Annotated in this window: 15 protein-coding genes and 5 pseudogenes; 8 read left to right on the top strand and 12 right to left on the bottom strand. The window is 60.6% G+C overall.

All coding sequences use genetic code 11. The features are described from left to right. Positions 1-805: 805 nt before the first annotated feature. From ACSQ20_RS06805 to ACSQ20_RS06790, 4 genes are all read right to left on the bottom strand, one after another. Entirely contained in the window at positions 806-1,930 is a 1,125-nt protein-coding gene (locus ACSQ20_RS06805) for a hypothetical protein (RefSeq protein ID WP_436018391.1), read from the bottom strand. Positions 1,931-2,379: 449 nt separating this feature from the next. Beyond that, complete coding sequence (locus tag ACSQ20_RS06800; RefSeq protein WP_436018390.1) at positions 2,380-3,528, bottom strand: branched-chain amino acid ABC transporter substrate-binding protein; 1,149 nt, start codon at positions 3,526-3,528, stop codon at positions 2,380-2,382. A 36-nt stretch (positions 3,529-3,564) separates the two neighbouring features. Further along, on the bottom strand, positions 3,565-4,797 hold the full coding sequence (locus tag ACSQ20_RS06795) for an NAD(P)/FAD-dependent oxidoreductase (RefSeq protein ID WP_436018389.1): 1,233 nt from the start codon (positions 4,795-4,797) through the stop codon (positions 3,565-3,567). Further along, positions 4,797-5,075: a hypothetical protein gene (locus tag ACSQ20_RS06790; RefSeq protein WP_436018388.1), complete on the bottom strand. Its 279-nt coding sequence runs from the start codon at positions 5,073-5,075 to the stop codon at positions 4,797-4,799. The genes ACSQ20_RS06795 and ACSQ20_RS06790 overlap by 1 nt, the downstream gene beginning before the upstream one ends. A 421-nt stretch (positions 5,076-5,496) precedes the next feature. On the opposite strand from ACSQ20_RS06790, the gene ACSQ20_RS06785 reads away from it, so the two are divergent. Then, the gene (locus tag ACSQ20_RS06785) at positions 5,497-6,921 is read left to right on the top strand and encodes a PLP-dependent aminotransferase family protein (protein ID WP_436018387.1); all 1,425 of its coding nucleotides are present in this window, start codon (positions 5,497-5,499) and stop codon (positions 6,919-6,921) included. A 2-nt stretch (positions 6,922-6,923) separates the two neighbouring features. Here ACSQ20_RS06785 and ACSQ20_RS06780 read toward each other — a convergent pair whose 3' ends face one another. Then, complete coding sequence (locus ACSQ20_RS06780) at positions 6,924-7,676, bottom strand: sulfite exporter TauE/SafE family protein (RefSeq protein WP_436018386.1); 753 nt, start codon at positions 7,674-7,676, stop codon at positions 6,924-6,926. A 103-nt stretch (positions 7,677-7,779) separates the two neighbouring features. On the opposite strand from ACSQ20_RS06780, the gene ACSQ20_RS06775 reads away from it, so the two are divergent. After that, positions 7,780-8,661, top strand: a complete 882-nt coding sequence (locus tag ACSQ20_RS06775) for a LysR family transcriptional regulator (protein ID WP_436022957.1) — start codon at positions 7,780-7,782, stop codon at positions 8,659-8,661. A 264-nt stretch (positions 8,662-8,925) separates the two neighbouring features. On the opposite strand, the gene ACSQ20_RS06770 is transcribed toward ACSQ20_RS06775, so the two are convergent. After that, entirely contained in the window at positions 8,926-9,654 is a 729-nt protein-coding gene (locus ACSQ20_RS06770) for a formylglycine-generating enzyme family protein (protein WP_436018385.1), read from the bottom strand. Positions 9,655-9,701: 47 nt separating this feature from the next. Further along, positions 9,702-10,601 carry a LysR family transcriptional regulator gene (locus tag ACSQ20_RS06765; RefSeq protein ID WP_436018384.1) on the bottom strand — a complete coding sequence of 300 codons (900 nt, stop codon included), beginning with the start codon at positions 10,599-10,601 and terminating at the stop codon, positions 9,702-9,704. A gap of 95 nt (positions 10,602-10,696) precedes the next feature. Between ACSQ20_RS06765 and dld the strand changes: the two genes are divergently transcribed. After that, positions 10,697-12,436 (top strand): D-lactate dehydrogenase, encoded by a 1,740-nt coding sequence (gene dld, locus ACSQ20_RS06760; RefSeq protein WP_436018383.1) that lies wholly within the window; start codon positions 10,697-10,699, stop codon positions 12,434-12,436. A 26-nt stretch (positions 12,437-12,462) separates the two neighbouring features. Here the strand turns inward: dld and ACSQ20_RS06755 are convergent, their stop codons facing one another. Then, positions 12,463-13,257: an SDR family NAD(P)-dependent oxidoreductase gene (locus ACSQ20_RS06755; RefSeq protein WP_436018382.1), complete on the bottom strand. Its 795-nt coding sequence runs from the start codon at positions 13,255-13,257 to the stop codon at positions 12,463-12,465. Further along, on the bottom strand, positions 13,254-13,532 hold the full coding sequence (locus tag ACSQ20_RS06750; RefSeq protein ID WP_436018381.1) for a hypothetical protein: 279 nt from the start codon (positions 13,530-13,532) through the stop codon (positions 13,254-13,256). Before ACSQ20_RS06750 ends, ACSQ20_RS06755 begins: the two co-directional genes overlap by 4 nt. A 4-nt stretch (positions 13,533-13,536) precedes the next feature. Between ACSQ20_RS06750 and ACSQ20_RS06745 the strand changes: the two are divergent. Then, a pseudogene (locus ACSQ20_RS06745) lies at positions 13,537-13,757 on the top strand (IS3 family transposase); the annotation flags it as partial. A gap of 74 nt (positions 13,758-13,831) precedes the next feature. Here ACSQ20_RS06745 and ACSQ20_RS06740 read toward each other — a convergent pair. Beyond that, positions 13,832-16,018: a prolyl oligopeptidase family serine peptidase gene (locus tag ACSQ20_RS06740; RefSeq protein ID WP_436022955.1), complete on the bottom strand. Its 2,187-nt coding sequence runs from the start codon at positions 16,016-16,018 to the stop codon at positions 13,832-13,834. A 510-nt stretch (positions 16,019-16,528) separates the two neighbouring features. Here ACSQ20_RS06740 and ACSQ20_RS06735 point away from each other — a divergent pair. Then, positions 16,529-16,708 (top strand): annotated as a pseudogene (locus tag ACSQ20_RS06735) (transposase); the annotation flags it as partial. A gap of 51 nt (positions 16,709-16,759) precedes the next feature. Here the strand turns inward: ACSQ20_RS06735 and ACSQ20_RS06730 are convergent. Both ACSQ20_RS06730 and ACSQ20_RS06725 read right to left on the bottom strand, forming a co-directional pair. After that, positions 16,760-17,261, bottom strand: a pseudogene (locus ACSQ20_RS06730) (transposase); the annotation flags it as partial. A 76-nt stretch (positions 17,262-17,337) separates the two neighbouring features. Continuing rightward, positions 17,338-20,070, bottom strand: a complete 2,733-nt coding sequence (locus ACSQ20_RS06725) for a hypothetical protein (protein ID WP_436018380.1) — start codon at positions 20,068-20,070, stop codon at positions 17,338-17,340. Between the two features lie 254 nt (positions 20,071-20,324). Here ACSQ20_RS06725 and ACSQ20_RS06720 point away from each other — a divergent pair. From ACSQ20_RS06720 to ACSQ20_RS06710, 3 genes and pseudogenes are all read left to right on the top strand, one after another. After that, a pseudogene (locus tag ACSQ20_RS06720) lies at positions 20,325-20,408 on the top strand (IS6 family transposase); the annotation flags it as partial. Positions 20,409-20,526: 118 nt separating this feature from the next. After that, a pseudogene (locus ACSQ20_RS06715) lies at positions 20,527-20,946 on the top strand (IS66 family transposase); the annotation flags it as partial. Positions 20,947-20,984: 38 nt separating this feature from the next. Beyond that, entirely contained in the window at positions 20,985-21,581 is a 597-nt protein-coding gene (locus ACSQ20_RS06710) for a plasmid pRiA4b ORF-3 family protein (protein WP_436018379.1), read from the top strand. Positions 21,582-21,612: the final 31 nt, after the last annotated feature.

The following is a 21,612-nucleotide window of genomic DNA, read 5'->3' as shown; positions in this document are numbered from 1 at the left end:
ACATTGAACTGCCGATAGTAGTTTGCCTCGGCTTGCGCGGGCCGTTGCCCCTTTCAAGAGAACGCTTATGACACATATATCCGGCGCCGGCGCCTTCGATCCAGGACACGAGCCGGATGATTCGTCCTCTTCTTCAACGCCGCCCCACCCGAGGCCCTCGCATCAAGCGCCGGCGTCCGGACCACTGTCTGGCCTTGCGCCTGGCACAGACAGTAACGGCGCTAGAAAAAATATAGGGGAATCTCGAATAGGTGATCCCACTTCATCAAGGTATTGGGTGGTCCATAAAGACCGGTCGATTACAGGGCATAGCCCCGAATCCGAGAATCCTGAGAAACCGGATGTCCTATTCGAAGCTGGTCGCTGGACCTGGATACCTTTTGAAGGAGGGACCATGCTTATAAAGCCCGATGGCTCAATACTCATGGGTAAGGAGGGCTCAGACGGATCGATTGAAATGTATGATGCGCACGGGAATTTACAATTAAAAATTGATCCCTCGAGAAATCCATTTTCGGATCAAAGCAAGGGGGAGGATAAGGCTGACTGAGGGCGCCACTCGGCTTCGTCTGCGCCTTTACACGCTTGACTGCGTGCGGCAGTGAATTGCCGCACGCGATACGCACTGCCGAGCGTCAGTGCCGTCAGTGCTATTTGTATTCGCGACCAGCCTTGCGCCACTTTCCGTCGGCGCCGAGATACCAATCCGGTTCCTGTGCGAACGTCAGCGCGGCGCTGACGTCGGGACCGAACTCCGATGATCGTTTAGCCTGACTCGCGCTTCGGGTGTAAAGAGACAATAAAATCACCGTCGCCGTTCGTTCAGATTGTCCAAACCCGGCACCAATGGCCCGATCATCTTTTTCAGTGTCAGGTCTTCAACCGTGGGGTTGTAACCGAATCGTTGGGCGTTGCGCATTTCAGAGCCGAGGTCGTCACAGACGTCCAATCGCTTGATGCCGCCGCACTTCTCATCGTCCAGCGCGGCGTAATAGGCTCCCGCGCTCCCATGTCTGCGCACCGCATCGAGCCGGAAGCGTTTGGCCTCCTCCTCTGACAGCCCCTTGGGCACCTCCGGGTAGGTGAATGAGCCAACGTCGTCGCCGACATATTGAATCGAAACAAAGACCTCGCGTCTGTAAATCTCATCATCGCTCACGATCCCGTCGTCGATCAGGTGTCTCAATTGCTTTTCGAACGCCAAGCGACTTGCAGTTCTGTCGAAAGCGTAACCGGAGCTGTCGAGTACGTCGGTGGGGTTGCCGTCCGTCGAGATGTAGATCACGACACGCTTGTTGCTTCGTTCGCTCTTCAGATCGCTTTCAATCTTCTTCAACGTGCCGGCCAGCGGTGTGCCGCCACCGACTGCTTCGAACAGACGCCTGGTCGCTAGGTCGTCCGGTGATGCCTCGCTGACATACCCTCCCTTGAGATCGTACAAGCGGGTCGGCGCCTTGGAAAATGCTTGAAGCATTGTCAGCAGTTGCGCTGCACTCGTGAATTGCTCCTTGAATCGAGGCTCCGGTGGGAGCGGTGTGCCGTCAAGTGCCGTTTTTGTAACGGTTTCGAGCATCGAGCCACTCGTATCCGCCATGAAGATTGTCTGCTTGTCTGCAATCAAAGCGGCTTCCTCAGGTCTGACGAAATCCAGGTCGAGCGCATTATCCTTGTAGAAGTTGAGCCGGTCTGCAGGGGTCTTGAGGTAGCTCACTCGAACGCCGGACTGCTGATCGCGGCTCTGGACTGGGTTGCCAGATTGCGGACGAACGCCAGGATTGTGCGAGCCGCCAACAGAAAAGCCGGTTGGCCGATCACTGGTACGCGGTGCATCGCTGCCCGTGCCGAATGCTCGCAGAACGCCGCCGAACAATCCGCCGGAACGTGGGGTAGGGCCTTGGGACGCGCCACCGCCCTGATCTTGCGGAGTCATGTTCCAGACCTGGCTCCAACCCGATCGGCCAGGCCCCGTTGGGCCAACATGGTTCGACATCGATATTTCCTTAGCTTCCTTTCAAACTGATGAGGTGAAGCGTGCCAGGACTGCTGCGCAATTAGTTAGGAGTGCGAAAAGCGAACGAATGGAATCTTGGAATTCCGGCTGGCACATGTGACGTCGCCATGAAGATCTCACGCTGGCGGCATTCTGGAGCCGATCCGCCTTCCAGGCTCGACATAAGCGAAAGCTTCGATGCAGCCGCGAAGGGCATTGTTCGGCAGAGGTCTTTGCACGCTGAGGCGGGGGGCGTAGAAAGTGCGAACCGATTCATTTGCTCTATGACCCCCGCCTCATGCAAAACTCATCTCCCGAGCGAATAGCTGCACGTGCCGATGGCTTCGCGTACGTTCATTTGCTCAAGCTCGCTGGCGGACTGGAAAGGACTAGACGCCGTTGCCGCCGACGGTCCTCTGGCTCTTCCATTGCCCTTGCAGGACTTCGAACAGCGTGTAAGGCGGCTTGATCAGATCGCCGTGCGGATCGAACACGATCTTGCCGGTCACGCCCGTCACGGTCACCTTCGGGAAGGCTGCGACGATCTTCGCGCGATCGAGCGAGTCGGCGTCGTGAATCGCCTTGAGCATCGCGAGCGCCGCGTCATACGCGAACGGCGCATACAATTCGACGTCCTGATTGAAGCGCGCTTTATAGCGCTTCGCAAATGCCTGAGCCGCAGGCAGCTTGTCAAGCGCCGGACCCGGCTCCAGATCCCGCGTGCCTTCGCCCGCCGTGCCAGCGATCTGCAAGAACGCGTTGCTCTTGAGCGCCCCAGCGCCGAACAACCGCGCCTGCAATCCGAGCGAGCGCATCTGCTTGACGAGCATCGCCCCTTGTTCGTCGAGCCCACCGAAGAAGATCATGTCGACATTCTTCTGCTTTAGCGTGGTCAGGATCGCGCGGAAATCGACCGCCTTGTCGTTCGTGAATTCACGATCGACAATGTCGCCGCTCGCTTCCTTGGCGCCTTTTTCAAAGGCGTCGGCGAGGCCTTGGCCGAACGCGGTACGATCATCGATGATGCCGATGCGCTTTGCCTTCAACTGCTGTACCGCAAACTGGCCCGCGATGACGCCGCCGATACCGTCATTGCCCATCGTGCGAAACACGTTTGCGAAGCCCTGCTGGGTCAGCGCTGGGTTCGTCGAACCAGGCGTGATCATCACGATGTTCGCTGTATGGTAGGCGGCCGACGCCGGAATGCTGCACCCGGAATTGTAGTGGCCAATCACGCCCACAACGCCGTCGTCGACGAGCTTCTGCGCGATCTGGATTGCTACGCGCGGGTCAGCCTGATCGTCCTGTACGTCGAGCACGAATTTGACCCGCTTGCCTCCGATCTGCGGGTTCCTCGCATTTTCTTCGTCGAGCGCGAGCTGCGCGCCGTTTTCGAGATCCTTGCCGACGCGGGCGACAGGCCCCGTCAATGGCCCGGCAAAACCAATCTTGACGATCTCGGGCTCAGCACCGTATGACGGCGCATGTGCGCACAGGACCCCAAGTGCAAGTGCGACTACCAGGTTTCGGCGTTTCATGATGTCCGTCCTCTTTCGTGCAGAGTGTTGCGGTGGTTAAAAGCGACGCGGGCTATAGGGCTCGATATCGATGGGAGACGCGCGGCCGCAGACGAGGTCCGCGACGACGCTGCCCGTCACGCCGCCCAGCGTGACGCCCAGGTGCTGGTGCCCGAACGCGTAGATGACCCGCGGCGAGGCGCTCGAACGGCCGACGACCGGCAAGCCGTCGGGCAGGCTCGGCCGAAAGCCGAGCCAGTCGCTGTCCGGTTGCGGCAGACCCGGCAAAGCCTCCTGAGCCGAAGTCGTGATCAGATTCAGCAAAGCCCGATTCTTCCGCGATCCGTATCCGCCCAGCTCGACGGTACCCGCCGCGCGGATGCCGTCGTCCATCGGCACCATGTAGAAGCCGCGTTCGCCCCAGCCGCAAGGGCGCGAGATCAGCGATGAGGTGCCGGGAAATCGCACGTGATAGCCGCGCTCGGTATCGAGCGGCACGCGGTCGCCGCATTGGCGCGCCAAGCGGCCGGAGAGCGCGCCCGCGCAGACGACCGCATACTCGGCGCCGTGCGTGCGGCCTGCGTCGTCGACGAGACGCACGCCGTTCTTGAGCGGCTCGAGCGAGCGGATCGCGGCGCGCTCGTGCTGTAGGTCCTGGTTCACGAGGACCGCGTAAAGCGTCTGCAAGAAGCCGCGCGGGTCGCTCAAGAACCAACTGTCGTTGAACAGCGTGCCGTTGGCGAAAATCGGCGCGAGGTTCGGTTCGAGCTGGGCGATGCCCTCGCGCTCGAAGTTCTCGAAGCGCACGCCGAGCGAGCGACGCAGTGCCAGCGACGGCTGCGCCGCCTTGAACGAGTCTGGGTGCGAGTACAAGTACAGGCACTCGCGTCGCCGCACGAAGCTCGCGAGGCCATCGATGGCGAGCATGTCCCGGTACCCTTCGAAAGCGCGCGAGAGCAGGCTCGCCAGCGCCTTCGCGCTGTGCTCGTAGCGCTGCGGCGTCGCGGCGAGCAGGAAGCGCACGAGCCACGGCGCGAGGTGGGGCATGTACCCCCAGCGAATCCGCAGCGGGCTCGTCGACGAGAACAGGAAACGCGGCAGGTTGCGGAACACGTCGGGATTGTTGACGGGGATGCACCCGTAGTTCGCGAACGTGCCGGCGTTGCCGTACGACGTGGCTTCTCCGGGGCCGAGCGCGTCGTAAAACGTCACGCGATGGCCGTCGCGCATCAGCCAGTAGGCGCTCGACATGCCGATGAATCCGGCACCCAGGACTGCGACTTCCGCCATCACCTTCTCCAGCCAGTGGCAGCGACAGGGAACGCCCCGCGCGGGGAGGCGCCGGCTTCGACGGCAGGCGCGTGGCTTCCCATCTCGGCCGCCCGTTCGCGCTGCTTGGAATAGAGGCAGCCGTTGATGAAGCCGGCCCAGTTGGCGAGGCCGATGCGGGTGTACTCGGTGAACGAGCCGATGCCCGGATTGGCGATCGCCATCGCGCCGAGCATGCGCATCACGAACAGCACGACGATGCCGGCGAGCAGATAGGACAGGCACGCGGCGAGGCCCATCGCCCTAATCGTTGCGCTGTTCCCGACGAAGAGACCGGCGCCGATATCCCGCCAAGCGAAATCATCGTGGCGTGCCGTCTGCGCAGCCAGGTGCCGACGTGGACCGTATCGGACATCGGCAGGATGGTGGGCTGCTGATCTGTCACAAGCGTCTGCTCCTGTACTACAGTTCGGGATCGCGCCGTTGATCCGACGCCGCACAAACGACAAAACCATACTCACACAAAGTTTTTTTGTGCGCAATTTATTTGTCTTTGTGTGGACTTAGTGCTTTCCCCAGGCTTGCAAGGTGGCATGCCCGGGAAAGCCGGTCTTATCGCGTGCTCACGCAAAGAGTAGTATCTGATTCATGCGCGCGCGTTGTGCATCGCATGGTGCAGTTAGTGCGGATCACGAGTTTTTGTATGGAGAAACCACCTGGATGAAGATCGAAACTAACCACACAAATGACGAAGAGGATCTCCATACAAAGGTGCGCCAAGCTACCTACCTCGAGGTGTCACGCAGCCTCGAAGAAAAAGTGCGCAACGGGCTTTACCCGCCGGGCAGCCGGCTACCGCCGCAACGCGACCTGGCGCTGGAGCTCGGCATCAACGTGTCGACGGTGTCGCGCGCGTACAAGGAGCTGCAGGCGCGCGGGCTGATCGTCGCGAGCAAGCGGCGCGGGTCGATCGTCACCGGAGGGGCAATGCCGTCGGTTCAGGCGTGCTCGGACAGCGCCGCGAGCGCAGCCGCCGGTGCGAACGCGGTGATCGACCTGACCGTCAACCGGCCGGCGACCGGCGAATTCCTCACGCAACTCGCGCGCACGATGGCTAGCATCGCAAATGACCCACGTTATCCGCAGACGCAGGAGTATCAGCCGCCGCAAGGCCCGGACTGGGCGCGCGCGGCCGGTGCGCAATGGATCACTGCGCCGGGCTTCGCGCCCGCGGCGGACAACGTGGTCGTCACGAGCGGGGCGCAGCACGGTCTCTATGCCGTGCTGAGCAGTCTGATGGGGCACGAGGGCGTGATCCTCTCGGATCAACTGACCTACTACGGTCTGAAGGCGCTGGCGCCGGTGTTTCAGTTCGAGCTCGTCGGCATCCCCAGCGACGACGAAGGGCTCTTGCCGGACCGTCTGGAAGACGCGTGCAAGCGCATGCGCGTGAAGGCGATCTTCGTCGTGCCGAACCTGCAGAACCCGACCGTGGTCACGATGAGCCTTGCGCGGCGCGCGGCGCTCGTCGATATCGCGCGGCGCCATCACATCGCGATCATCGAGGACGACGTCTATGGCCCGCTGCTGCGCAAGCGCCTGCCGACGATCGCAAGCCTGTGTCCGGAGCTGACGTTCCATATCGCGTCGACCTCGAAGGTACTTGCGCCTGGCCTGCGCATCGGCTATCTGCATACGCCGCCTCACGGCGCCGCGCTGGCCGCCGAGGCCGTGCGCACGACGGCCTGGATGCCCGCGCCGCTGTCGGCGCTGATCGCCACGTGCTGGATCGAGGACGGCACCGCACAGACGATCCTCAACGCCCAGCGCACCGAACTGCGGGCGCGCCAGGCGCTCGCGCGCGAGTTGCTGCCGGCGGAGCACCTCGACAGCGACCCGGCGTGCATGTTCGTCTGGCTGCGCGTGCCGCCGCCGTGGCGCTCGGATGATTTTGCGGCCAACGCGCTCGCGCGTGGCGTCAACACGATGCCAGCTTCGGCGTTCGCGGTCGACCGCTCGACGGTCGAGCACGGCGTGCGCATCAACCTCGCGTGCGCGGAGTCGCGCGAGCAATTGGGGAGAGCCCTGCAGATCGTCGCGCTTACGCTGCGAGACAGGCCGCGCGCACTGTTTGGCACCATCTAGCATTAACGATGCAACAGAATGGGCGCGTACGTTTTCAAGAAGAACGCTAGCGTGATACAGGAGGTGGCCAGCAGCGTGATCGCGCGGATGATTCTCGGGGGCGCCCGGCGCCCGATGCATGCCCCAATGTATCCCCCGATGATTGCGCCCACCAGCATGACTCGCGTCTCTGGCCAGCGCACCGCGTTAGCCATGATGAAAGCGAGTACCGCCACGACGTTGGCGGCACTGACCAGAAAGGTACGCGGCGCGTTGAGGTGCTTCAGGTCGCAGTTGTCGAGCAGTCCCCACATCGCGATCATCATGATCCCGACCGCGCCACCGAAGTAGCCGCCATAGACGCCAAGCGCGAACTGAATGGCCAACACCGCATGCGCATGAATGTGCCAGCGCGCGCGTAACGCCTCGCCAATGCGACGTCCAAACGCGAGTGCGATGGATGCAACCAGCAGTAGCCATGGCAGCACGAACGCAAACGCTGCGGATGACGTCCACAGTAACAGCACCGCGCCGGCGAAGCCGCCGCACAGCGTCGTAGCCAGCAGCGAGCGAAGTGACACGGCACCCACCGGTCGCAGTCCGTCGCGATACGCCCACGCGCTGGCCAGCCCCGCGGGAAACAGCGCGACCGTGCTGGAAGTATTCGCCTGAACCGGAGGCACACCTGCCGCGATCAACGCCGGCAAACTAACGAATGAGCCGCCCCCTGCCAGCGCATTCATCGCCCCGGCCAGCATTCCCGAAGAAAAAACCATGACCATCGTGTCCATGCAAGCGATGTTAGTCGCCGGGCTGCATTACGACAATCTGGCAATTCCGGTGCTAGACTTCGGAAAAACCGAACTAATTACAATAGCCATGCGCTTCGACTTAACGGATATGCGCCTCTTCTTGACCGTCGTGGAATGCGGTAGTTTGACCCACGGCGCTCGTACGATGCACCTGGCGCTGGCATCGGTCAGCGAGCGCATTGCCAGCATGGAAGCGGCACTGGGCGCGCCGTTACTGGAACGTAACCGTCGTGGCGTGCGCACTACCGCTGCTGGCGACGCGCTGGTCCGCCATGCCCGTTCGATCCTGGGTCAGGTCGAAATGATGCGCGGGGAACTGCGAACCTACGCAACGGGCCTGAAAGGACGCATCAGGTTGCTATCCAACACCGCCGCCATGGCGGCGTTCCTGCCGCCGCAACTTTGCCGCTTTCTGGCGACTCATCGCGACCTATCGATTGATCTGGAGGAGCGGCCCAGTGCCGACATCGTCCAGATCCTCGTGGACAGGCGCGCAGATTTGGGCGTCGTTGCGGACATAACAGATCTCGGCATACTGCAAACGCATCTGATCGCCAGCGACCAGCTCGTCGTGGTCGCCAGCCGTTCGCATCGTTTCGCCCGGCAATCGAACGTTGCCTTTTCCGATATCCTCAGCGAACCAATCGTTGGTGTGGCAGACACGGCGCTCGAGATGCATCTCGCGGAACGTGCGTCGCGTTTGGGGCGCCAGCTTGACTACCGCATTCAGTTACGCAACGTCGAACACGTGGCCATGCACATCGAAGCAGGCATCGGCGTTTCAATCCTTGCCGATGGGCTAGCCAGAACGCTGCGCCGCGACGTGGCCGTCCTGCCGCTATCGGAAGCCTGGGCCACGCGACGGCTCTACCTCTGTGCACTCGACTTTTCCGCACTGACTCCGCATGCCGGCCTACTGGCTCAGCAACTGCGGCAGAGCGCGCCGTAGACGGCCTTCATCGTTGAACGATCGCTCCTAAGCCCGCAGCGAGCACGGAGTTCTTGCTACATGGGCTTACACAGCGCAGAGCATTTTCGGCGTTCAACCGCGCGCTAAGGCGGACGTTCGAATGTCCGCTGCGCTTGGATAACGGATAGTCCCTCGACGATAGTGCTGGTCCCGTCGCTACTTGATGTGCGTCAACAGCCCGCGGTCGGGCAAGCTCCAGATCCGACCAACACTGCTGGTCGATAAAGCCGGATGCGCGCGCGATTACCCGCAACGAGCGTCAAGCGATCGGGCAACCCGAAAACCAAGATCATCGATTGCAAATGTCGGATGGCTACGACGTCGATTTGTAGCAAGGCAGCCTCTTTCAGCATCAGCCCAACCACCGCCACGAAAGACGCGATACGAACCATAGACTTCCGGGTCGTATAGATCGGCGCACCACTCCCAAACGTTGCCTAGCGTGTCGGCAAGCCCCCAGTCATTTGCTTGCTTCTGACCCACCTCATGCGTGTGGCCGCCGGAGTTTTCTCTATACCAAGCTATATCGCCGAGTTCGCCGTATCTCGGACCATTTGTTCCAGCGCGGCATGCGTACTCCCATTCAGCTTCGGTGGGCAGGCGATAGCCGTTACTTTCTGGGACAAGAGAAGCTCCGGTTTCATCGCCGTGAAACTTATAACAGTCGAGAAGGCCGGCAGCCTTCGAGAGCATGTTGCAGAACCGGGCGGCATCAATCCAGGATACGTTGACTACTGGACATTGCGCGGCGACATATGACGATGGCCATTGTCCGGTTGCCGCAGCATACTGCGCCTGGGTGACGGGATAGCGGCCGATCTCAAAACACGGTAGGTCGACGGACCATCTACGGCCAGTTCTATCGTCCCTCAATGCAATGGTTCCTGCGGGAACCCGTATCGTTTGTATATCGAGTGTTTCAGACAAATGTTCCATTTTCTTCGTAACGATAAAAGCTGCTTGCAGCGGCAAAGGCCTCGAATGTAGGCGCACTCCGATATGGCTAACTCACGCAACCATCACGCCGCGCGGGCGGCCCGTCGCTGCAACCGCAAAATCCGTACAAAATTCAGCACGGTCGGCGACTTTTCGCGCTGCCGATGGATGAGCGCGATACCCGTCGAAAGCGGCTTGCCCTTCAGTTCGTGATAAGACACGCCTTCGACTTGGACCTGCCGAATCGATGCAGGAACCACTGCGACTCCAAACCCAGCCGCTACGAGGTTTGCTGCTGATGAGATCTGTGGCGACTCCATGCCGATCGAGGGAGCAAAACCGGCATGGCGACAGGCGCCGATGATCGAGTCATGCAGATCCGGGCCGATTGGCCGTGGAAAAAGGATAAACGGATCGCTCGCAAGATCGGCCAGATCGATGCGACGTCGCCGGTTCAGGCAATGGCTCGCCGGCAGCACCGCCAGCATGTCTTCGTCGATCAACGGTTCGACCACAAGATCCCTGCAATTCAGCGGCATGCGCACAAGCGCGACATCGAGCTGGCGCTCCGCGATCTTGTCGAGCAGCGCCGCACTGTTGCTCTCCTCGCAACTGATCGACACGCGCTCATACGCATGCCGGAACTGCTGCATCGTCGCCGCGACCATCGGATGAAATACCGTCGAACCCGCAAAACCCAACGAAAGCCGGCCCGTCTCTCCGCGTCCAGCGTTCTGTACTTCGACGAGGGCCTGTTGCGCATCTTCGACGATGCGTTGCGCGCGCTCGCGAAAGAGCCGCCCCGCTTCGGTCAGTTCGACACGGCGCGGATGGCGGACGAACAAGGAAGTGCCGATTTCCCGCTCGAGCTTGAGGATCTGCTGACTTAAAGGCGGCTGGGCGATGCCCAGGTGCGCCGCAGCGTCCGTGAAATGCAGGTGCTCGGCTACGGCGAGGAAGTAGCGCAACTGACGAAATTCCATATTTTTTTCGTCTCCAAAAAGAGACTCCGAGATATTGGACTAATGACTGACCTGATTTTAACCTTCTGTCATCAACGCTTCTTCAGGGGAATTCGATGTCAGTAACGCGCGAACAGTCACCAGTCGTCCCGGGCAGCACGCCTTCCACTTTGCTTGCGGACCTGCGCAACATTGTCGGCAAGAAGCACACACTGACCGACGATGGCGCTACGCGCCGCTACCATACAGGCTTCCGGTTTGGCGCTGGCAAAGCGCTGGCGGTGGTCCGTCCCGGCACGATCATCGAACAATGGAAAGTGCTGCGGGCGTGCATTGCCGCGAATGTAATTGTGATCACGCAGGCATCGAACACAGGTCTCACCGGGGGCTCGACACCGAACGGTGACGACTACGATCGTGACATCGTGATTGTCAGCACGAGCCGAATGAAGAAGGTCTATGTGCTCGACGATGGCCAGCAGGTAATCTGTCTTCCCGGGGCGACACTCGATCAGCTGGAAAAGACGTTAAAGCCGCTGGGCCGCGAGCCGCATTCGGTGATCGGCTCGAGTTGCATCGGCGCATCGGTATTGGGCGGGGTCTGCAACAACTCGGGCGGGGCACTGGTTCAGCGTGGCCCGGCCTATACGGAAATGGCGGTATTCGGGCAGGTGGATGAGACGGGGAAACTCAACCTCATCAACCATCTGGGAATCGAACTCGGCGACTCGCCCGAGGACATCCTCGGCCGGCTGGAGCGCGGCGAATTCAGCGAGGCCGATATTCGGCATGACGCAGGCGCCGGATCCGATCACGGCTACTCGACTCATATTCGTGAAATCGATGCCGATACGCCGGCGCGTTTCAACGCCGATCCACAGCGCCTGCACGAAGCGTCGGGCTCGGCTGGCAAGGTGATGGTGTTCGCGGTACGACTCGACACGTTTCCGATGGAACAGAATGCAAAGGTGTTCTATATCGGCACAAACCGCCCAGACGAGCTTACGGAAATCCGCCGTCAAGTGCTGCACGACGTCGAACACCTCCCGATCTCCGGCGAATATCTGCATCGCGACGCTTTCGACATCGCGGAGAAGTACGGCAAGGACACCTTCCTTGCAATCAACTATCTCGGTACTTCCCGACTGCCCGCGCTGTTTGGACTAAAGAGCCGTTTCGATGCACTGTTCGATCGGTTTGATTTTCTCCCTTCGCATCTCACCGACCGCGTCATGCAGGCCGCGAGTCGGTTGTTCCCGAGCCATCTGCCGGCGCGAATGAAACAGTATCGTGACAAATACGAACACCATCTGATGCTGAAGGTTTCGGCTGAAAGCGCACAAGAAACGCGTGCGTTCCTTTCGGGCTATTTCGAGCATGCCACTGGCGGCTATTTTGAATGCACGGACGAAGAAGGCAGGAAAGCATTCCTGCATCGTTTCGCTGCCGCTGGCGCAGCCGTCCGCTATCGCGCAGTGCATACCCGGGAAGTGGAGAACATCGTCGCACTGGACATCGCTCTACGACGCAATGACCGCGACTGGATTGAGACGCTGCCGCCTGACATCGAAGAAGCGATCTCCATCAAGTTGTACTACGGCCACTTCCTCTGCCACGTGTTCCACCAGGATTACATCGTCAAGAAGGGTACCGACTGCGTTGAAGTCGAACGCAAGATGTGGATGCTGCTGGACCGCCGCGGCGCCGAATATCCGGCGGAACACAACGTCGGCCATCTGTACCACGCGAAGCCCCAGCTCGCCGCGTTCTATCAGCGGCTCGATCCTTGCAACTGCTTCAATTCGGGGATCGGACAGACGTCGAAGTTCGCGAAGTATAGGGAAGCCGTGGTCTAGTCGACGGCTACTGCCTGTATCGAGTTTCATGCAATTGAACGAATCACGCCCCCGTCGACACGCAACGCTGCACCCGTTGTGGCGGACGCCTGCTCCGAGCATGCATACACAACCATGTTCGCAACTTCGTTCGTAGTGGCGAAGCGGTTGATCAGCGATGTTGGCCGTGAAGTTTTCAGGAACTGTTGTTCAGCCTGCTCTTGCGTGATCCCTTGCTCTTGTGCTGTTGCCTTCATCCAGTTCGAAAGGATTTCGGAGTTGGTCGGGCCAGGCAGCACGGCATTGACGGTCACGCCCGTGCCGGCAACAAGCTCAGCTAGCCCCCGCGACACCGCGAGCATCGCGGTCTTGGTCACGCCGTAGTCGATCATTTCTTTCGGGATATTCAGCCCCGACTCGCTGCTGACAAACACGACGCGCCCCCATCCCAACTCCGCCATTTTGGGTACGTAATAGCGGGCGGTGCGAACGCCACTCATCACGTTGAGTTGGAAGAGGTCGAGCCATTCGCTGTCGTCTTGTGTGAAAAAGTCGTTCAGCCGTGCTGTCCCTGCGTTGTTCACGAGAATGTCGGCGACCGGCGTGTGTGCAAACAAGGCCGCGCAGCCTTCGGGGGTCGCAACGTCGGCGGCAACGCCGGAGAGTTCCGCATTCGGCAGGATCGCGCGCATTTCGCGCAGCGCCGCATCGACCCGCTCCTGGGTCCGGCCATTCAGTACGACCGCAGCGCCTGCGCGCGCCAGCCCTTCGGCGATTGCGCGGCCGATGCCCGCTGTCGAGCCCGTAACGATTGCCTTGTGGCCATTGAGTTCGATCTTCATAGTGCTTGTCTCCGTCCTACTTCTGCTTCGGCAGCTCGAGCGCGGCATTCAACCCATTCCTGGTAATAGCGATAGAGCGCGCCGGGATTCCTGCTGCCGATCAGGTCCACAAAAAACTGGCCTTGCTGCGTCTCCTCGGTTAACAGATGACAACCCTCTTTCGTCAGCGTGATGACCCAACCATGATACGCGCTCGAACCGGTTTCATCCCCATCGACCGTGGTTGCCCACGCGAGCCGGCGATTCGGCACGCACTCAGTGACGACGAGCGACATTGGATACGGCATGCGCTCATCAATGAGCCGGCGCGGCGACTGCTGGGGTATGCACCGACCGAAAGCCTATGGGGTTCGCTGAAGGTCGCACGTTTGCATGGACAGCACTTCGCGACTCGGCGTGCGGCGATAGATGAAATTGTCGACTGGCTTGGCTTTTACAATTCGCGCCGGCTACACTCGACGCTCGACTACGTCAGCCCCATGACATTCGAGCAAAACTGATTCGCGGCTCAGGCTTCAGTCGCGCAATGCCGGCCGTAGCAGAAATCTCGTGTGGAAGCGGTCTCAGCGGTCTGTTAAAGCGCGTCGAGCACGAACAGACCAATATCAGTCGCGTACGAAACCATCTGGTCGCGGCTCAATTGAAAATGTGCCGTTTCGCGGTCGCCGCGAAGCAAAATATCGCGGTTGCGGCCAGACTGATCATTGGCGTGCTGCAATGCGGCAGTCAGCTTGCAAGGTCCGGCCGCATCGACCCGATTGTCGCGATACCCCGTTGTCACCATGATCCGCTCTGGAAAATCCACGGTCGGCAGAGTGCGATAAGGGTCGATCCGTAGTTTCTTTTCGAGCCCCGGCAGGGTGGAGACGCTGCCGAATTCCGGCGTGTTTGCAGGGCCATTGCGGGTGAATTCGTGGCCGATCACATCGACCACACCGTGTTCCAGCAAAAGCTGGCGGGAAAGATCGGGCCGCGTAGCCGCGGCGAGACCCACCGTGGCTCCGCCGCGGCTAAAGCCGCTGCGAGTGAGCTGTGCCTTGCTGGTGTAGCCTTCGTCGATCAGCATTTGTGCCGCGGCGTTCACTTCGTCCGCTGCGCCGTCCAGCACGTCCGCATAAGCTAGTACGGCGTCGCGTTGTCCGACCAAGCTGTGGAGATCGAGGCCATGGGGGAAGAACGTCGGCTGCACGCGTATTTCATATCCGCCATAAGACACCAGCTTGGCGATATGCGTCTCGTCGCGATCCAAATCTCTGCGGTGAACGACGATGACCGGAACGGCACGTCCGCCACCCGGACTTTCTGCATATTTGAGCTCGGCCACGAGTTCGGCCGAGAAATCGAAGGTCACCGACAGCGAGGGGACGGCGCTTGCTGCGCCGTCGCTCGTAACGCGCCAGGATTGCGTGTTTCCGCCCGTCCAGGTAACGGCTTCGACCAGCAACTCGCTGTCAGAACTGCTGTCCGCCGTATCGGATTTGAATGCCTTCGGCAAGCTGGATACTTGGGAGATCGTGCCTTCGACCGAAAAAATGACAGCCGGATCTCCCTTGCTGAGCGGCACGCGCCAAAGCTCCTCGGTCATCGCGTTGGCCATTTGCGTGACGTATAGGGCATCTTTCTTCAGGTACATGCCGGTGATGTTCTTGCCGATGCCGGGAACGGCAAGCGTTGCCGTGTCCCAGTCCGGATCCATTCCTCGCACACGCAGTATCCGACGTTCGCGCTGCGCCGTGCCGCGCGTCATCATTACCCAATCGTCACCGTGCCGGTTGAAATCGATGACCTTGCGAGAAGCATCAATGATTTTTCTCCACGACGACTCGCCGGTCAGCAAGTTTTCCCGTGACGTGACGAAGACGTTGAGGTCTCGAGATACACCGTTTCGCGCCGTGCCGAACACTTGATCACCGATGATACGAATCGCCAAAGTGGCGAATTCGTCGAAGGACACGTCAGCCTGTACGCCATCGCCGAAGACGGGTACGTCGTCTCGCATGTCAGTGCCCACGACATGCCTGTAGAGCCGTTGGTGACTGTACGCGGGCGTTTCCCCCACGCCTGCCAGGCGCGGGTAGACGAATGTCGATTCATCGAGCCAGGTGATACTGCCATAGGGTGAGATTTCGATGGAATCGGCCAGCACGGACCCCGCTTCCGTATCGACCACGATCAGTTCGTGATCCTCGTTGCCGTTCGACAAGGGAATGACGACATGTTTGCCGTCCGGGGATACGCTCGACTTCAGGCCAGCACGAGAATACACGGTGAGGCCTCGATCGGCGCTTGGGCTCTGCGTGTCTGGGTCGAAGAGCTGTCGTTCGTCGCCATCCAAGCCGTCCCGCACGAAACATTTTTGCGTGTTTTGCCCCTCCGGGGTACGCCAGTAGAATTGGCTCCCCTCGTGCCAGACGACATCCTCAGGCGCCGCAAGCGTTGCAGTGGCCGCTTCGAGTACGTCCTCTTCCAACGCCGGCCGCGCGGCCGCATGATCCAGTCGCGCACGCGCGCAGTCGTCGTGAGCTTGTGCGTACCGGCTGAGTTCGACGTTCGAAACGATGTCGCCTTCGCTCATCCATTGATACGGATCCTTCAGTGTGCGCCCGTGCAAGCGAAGGTGGGCCGACTCGTCGCGCCGGGCGGGCGGTGGGCCATCGCTGAGGGTAACGGCTTCTCCATTTGCCGTCAGTGTGCCGTCCGGATGAGCCAATAGCTCATGTTCGCCCGCGCGCAGTACACCGTCGCGCCCCAGTGACACCATCTGGTAGCCCGCAAAGACCGGGCGACCAGCCCGTGCAAGACGCTGGAAGCAGTCGATAATGGATCGCGTCAGGCGTGCACCGGCAGTCTGATCTTCCTGATCGGCGCTCTGCCTTGAATGCCGCGCCGATACCGGCAAGCCAGACAGGCCACCGAGCGCGCGACACCGGGATTGAGAAGTGCCTCCCTGGTCGCCGTTGCCTGCCACCGGCCCACGGCAACCGTCGTCGAATTGTCCTTCGGAAGGCCTTTCGATTCGCATAATTGCCTTTTCCCGTCTGTTGTTTTCAAAGCCATTTGACGGAACGCAATGCTATACATCCGATCGTTGAACCGACTCGAGCCCGCGAACAAATGTTTTGCTGCCCGAAACCCCTTAGACTCAAGTACCAAGCGCAACACTTCACCCGTAGAGTGTTGCTATGCCAGAAGCGAAATCTATAAGAGACGGAATCAAAAAGACCCCGTTGAGGGCTGTTAACCTTGACCGTCTGAACAACTGGAACCCAGGATGGGCACGCCGATCGTTGATGACGAACTGTGGGCACTGATCGAGCCATTGCTGCCAACGCTAAAACCACGGCGCAAGAAGTATCCAGGCCGGTTGCCCGTTGCCCGTTGCCCGTTGCCGGTTGCGAACCGAACTGCACGGAACGGCATCCTGTTCGTACTCAAGACCGGTGTCCGCTGGCGCTCTTCAGCGGCTTGCCGGGCCATGACAAACCGTCCTTCCATCGTCGTCATTCCAGGCGAAGCCCTTGACGTTGCGCAGGTACAAGAAGCACAGCCCGAAACCCCAGTTGCGCTGGTTGTGTGTGAGCGTCACGAGCCACTGTGCGATGACTTCGTTTTCTGCGCAGCGTTTAGCCCGGTACCGATAGCAGGTCTGGCTCACGCCAAACGCCTCACAGGCCGCCCGTGCGCTCATCGCGTGCTCCTTGACTGCACGGATGGCCATCTCGCGTCGGCGGGATGGCCTCACCACTTTTTTTCAAGCGCCTCACGCACCACCTCGGCCTTCAGCCGCTCTTCGGCGCACATCTTCTTGAGCCTCGCTTTCTCAGTCTCAAGCTCCTTCATCCGCGTCATCAGCGCCGCGTCCATGCCGCCGTGTTTCGAGCGCCATTTGTAGAAGCTCGCGCTGCTCATGCCGTGCTCGCGACATAACTCCGGCACCGGGTTCCCGCTTCCGCCAGCTTCAAGATCGCGATGATCTGGCCTTCCGTGAATCTGGACGTCTTCATGCAAAATTTCCCGTAGGTCCTTCTACTAGAAAATTCTACTTCGAACATCCGTTAATAACGGGGGGCCTACCTTACATTACCGGCTTGCGCTGGCCGCCTCTTTCAAAAGGCGCACGGCATTCGGCTTGCTCGCCAAGCTGACGATTTGCTTCGTGTCGTATCCCTTCCCCGTCAGCGCGGTGTGCAATTGCAGCACCGCATCCAGCACCGGCCCTCCACCATCGCGACTCGCGATGCTGAGCAGATCGGCTTTCGTGTAGCCGCGCCTTGTCAGAACAGCGTGATATGTGTGCAGCGCGCTTACGGCTTTCGCACCTCCTTTCCTGCCTGCGACGTCGACGAGTTCCGCGGCACCATAGCCGAGCATCCTCATAGAATCATCGTGCTCGAGTAACGCGGCCAAGGCGTGCATGCCACTACGTTTGGTCACGACCTTGATCAGATCCGCGCGCGTATAACCGCGCTCGCTCAGTGACGGGTGCAGATCGAGCAGTGTATGCAAGGTCCTTGCACCACCGTTATCGCCGGCAGCTCTCACAAGATCGGCCCGTGCATAACCCAGCTCTGTCAGCGGCGCATCGAGCTCAAGAAGTGCAGATAATGCCAACGCGCCCCCACCGTAGCCCGCGACCCTGATCAGATCGCGTCGCCCGTAACCACGCTCTCTCAGTGGCGCGTCATACTCGAGCAGCGCCTGCAACGCGAGCGCCCCACCGCTTTGGCGCGCCACCTTGACGAGATCTTCGGTCGAGTAGCCACGCTGCTTGAGCGACGAGCCACAATCGCTCAGCGCGATCAAAGTCTGAGCGCCACCTTTGCTACCTACGATCGTGATCAAGTCCCCGCGGGTGTAGCCAAGCGCTCTGAGCGCCGCGTCGTGCCGTAGCAGTGCCTCCAACGCCGCAGCGCCGCCCTTGCTGCCAGCAATCGCGGCCAAGTCAGCCGCATCGTAGCCCAGCGCGCCGAGCGCGGCATCATGTTCACGCAGCGCCCTCAACGCCTGGGCCCCGCCGTTGTTGCTGGCCGCCTTGACCACGATAGCCTTCGCATAGCCACGCTCTTGCGTTAGCGCGTCATGATGCTCCGACAATGCCGCCAAGGCCTGAGCGCCGCCAGTGTTGCTCGCGATGCCAACGAGATCGGCTGCCGAATAGCCGAGTGCTCTGAGGGCAGTGTCGTGCTCGACCAATGCGGCCAGCGCTTGCGCACCACCGTTGTTACCCGCAACCTTGACGAGATCGGCGCGCGAATAACCGCGACGCGTCAATTCAGCGTCATGGCCGAGGAGCGCCGCCAACGCCCGAGCTCCCCCGTCGTTGCCCGCAACTTTGATGAGACCGGCGCGCGAATAACCGCACCACCTGAGTGCCGCCTCGTGGTCGAGCAGCATGATCAGTGCTTTCGCCCCGCCTTTGCTACCGACGATGTGGACGAGATCGTCTCTCGAATAGCCGCGACGCCTGAACACGGCTTCGTGTTCGAGCAACGCATCGAACGCCTGCATGCCGGCGCCATTGCCGATGATCCTGGCCATCTGCGCAGACGAATATCCGAGCCTCATCAGCTCAGCGTCGCGCTCGACGAGCGCTGCCAACGCTTGAGCGCCACCGTAACCGCCGGCGATCCTGACAAGGTCGGCGCGCGTATAGCCCCGCTCAGTCAGACGATCGTGATACTTGCGCAGCGCTGATAATGCCTGCGCCCCGCCATTGTTGGAGGCCACCCTCACCAGATCCGCGTTCTTGTAGCCATGCTTTGTCGTCAGCGCTGAATGATGCCTGCGTAACGCCGCGAGCGACAGGGCAGCACCCGAATGCGCGGCAATCCTGACCAGATCGGTGCGCGCATATCCAAGCTTCCTGATGAGCGTGACATGATGTGCCTTCAGCGCCGCCAAGGTTTGAGCGCCGCCTGTGCCGGTTGCAGCAGCCTTGATGAGATCGGCCGCATCGTATCCCAGCTTCTTCAGCGCCGCATCGTGCTCGATCAGGGCGTGTAAGGCCTGCGCCCCACCGTTGTTGCCAGCCACGGCTACCAGGTCAGCGGGTGTATAACCGAGCTTGCCGGTCAGAACGGCGTGATGCTCGGACAACGCGGCCAACGCCAATGCGCCGCCAGAGTTACCCGCAGCTTTGGCCAGGTCTGACGTCGAATACCCGAGTTGTCTGAGATCGGCATCGCGCTCAAGCAGCGCGAGCAACGCTTGAGCTCCGCTGCGGGGCGCGCCAACTCTGACCAGATCATCGATCGAGTAACCCCGTTGCCTGAGCAGAGCATCGCACTTGACCAACGCAGCTAATGCCTGAGCGCCGCCCTGCTCACTGGCAACCCTGGTTAATTGCGCGCACGAGTATCCGCCGCGCTTGAGCGCAGCGTCATGCTCGAGCAGCGCCTCCAATGCGTGAACGCCACCATCGTGGGCCGCAACCTTGACGAGATTGGCAGGCCCATAGCCCCGCTGCTTGAACTCGGCATGGCGCTTGGACAATACGACCAGTGCCTGCGCGCCACTGCTTTTGCTTGCAATGCTGTCGAGATCCCCGCTCACGTAGCCGAGCTGCAGCAGTTGTGGGTAATAGGGCGACCCCGAAGCGCCCACATTCCTGCGCGGTGTCGTGGCTTCGCCCTCTCCGGGGCCGAACACCGCGCGCCGATGTGCCCCTTCGTCCCGTTCGGTGCCGAGCCCTGCGAACGAATCAGGCAAATCGCGCGGCGTCGCTACCGGCTCTGGAATCGAAGACCCGGAATGCGATCCGCCCGCTCGTCGGTTCCATTCGTCATCGCCTGAACCGTTCGATGTAACCCGCATGATGATGTGCCGTCCAGTAACGAGAGCGGTAGTCTAATGCGCGCGCCGACGGTACTCGCACTTCTTTCCGAACAACGGTCACTAAACACGAAACGCCCGCTCACTCGAGGCGACGCTCGCTCTGCGTTTGGAATCGGTCAAGTGGTTGCGGGTTTTTCGAGATCGTCGAATTTGTCTGTGAACCGCGCCGGGCTCTGGTGCAAATCGGAGGAGCCTGTAGGTTACGCTCGGGTTTTGACGATCGCGCGCACGCAATGAATAAGCACGGAGACATTGACCGGCTGTTCGACGGCCGTCACTTTGACCGCGAAGTGATCGTCCTGTGTGTGCGTTGGTACGGGCATACGCTGGCCGAAGCCCTGGAGCAAGCAGCGATCTTGAGCGACGTCCAACCGAAGATCGCCGTTGTGGACCGCGGCTACAAGGGTATCGCCATCGATGGCGTGAAAATCTACCGAACGTCGAGCATATCGGTGGATCCATGCCCGGCCGCTACTCGATCAACTCCATACGTGGCTGAGCGCAACGCTGGAAACGCTCTCGCGTAAATCCGACACGAGTCGGGCGATTCTCTATACCTTGAATCGCTGGGGGGCGTTGACGCGCTATTGCGGCGATGGCCAGTTGGAGATCGACAACCTGCCGGTCGAGCGCGCGTTGCGCGGCGTGGCCATTGGGCGGCGCAACTACCTATTCGCCGGCGCGGACTCGGGCGGTGAACGTGCTGCTGCAATTTACAGCCTGATTGGCACGGCCAAGCTCAACGGCATCGATCCCAAAGCGTGTCTGCGCCACGTGCTCGGGCGTATTGCAGATCACCCGATCAACCAGATCGACGAATTGCTACCTCGGGTAGTGACCCTCCGCACGCAGTGAAGGGATAATGCCGCTGATACCCTGCCTCCGGAGATCAGATGGCCAAATCGTTCCAGCGCTATACCTTGCACGTGCAATTGCTGTATATCCAGCCGCCCATCTGGCGCCGGATCACGGTCGAGGGCCCCGACTCGCTGCGCAAATTGCATCACATCCTGCAAGCCGCCTTCGGCTGGGAGGACACCCATCTCCACGACTTCCTGATTGACGGCAAGACATATGCCCAGTTCGATATAGAAGCTGGATTGGAGTTCATGGATCTGACCAAGACGTTCGACGACCGGAAAACCAAACTGAGCAAAGTGCTGCGTCCAGACTCGCGCATCATCTACCGATATGACTTCGGTGACGGCTGGGATCATCAGATCAAGGTGGAGAACCTTGAAACGATTGAAGGCGAATCATGGGGCGAGTCCAAGGTCATCGATGGTGCACGTGCCTGCCCACCGGAAGATGTAGGTGGTGCGTCCGGGTATGACACGTTCGTAGCCACACTGCGCGACAGTCCCGAGAGTGAGGAGGCGGATCACTATCGCCAATGGGTCGGTCCAGGCTTCGATCCGGAGTTATTCGATCTGCGTGCTGCCAACGCAGCGTTGATGCGGCTGGCAACCAATCGATGGGGCAATCGATAACACCATCAAGACCGTTATCGACGATGCCATA

Source organism: Trinickia sp. LjRoot230 (assembly GCF_964253315.1).
In the GTDB taxonomy this organism is placed as follows: domain Bacteria; phylum Pseudomonadota; class Gammaproteobacteria; order Burkholderiales; family Burkholderiaceae; genus Trinickia.
Note: the sequence above shows the minus strand (reverse complement) of the source record. Positions and strands in the feature narration are given on the sequence as shown.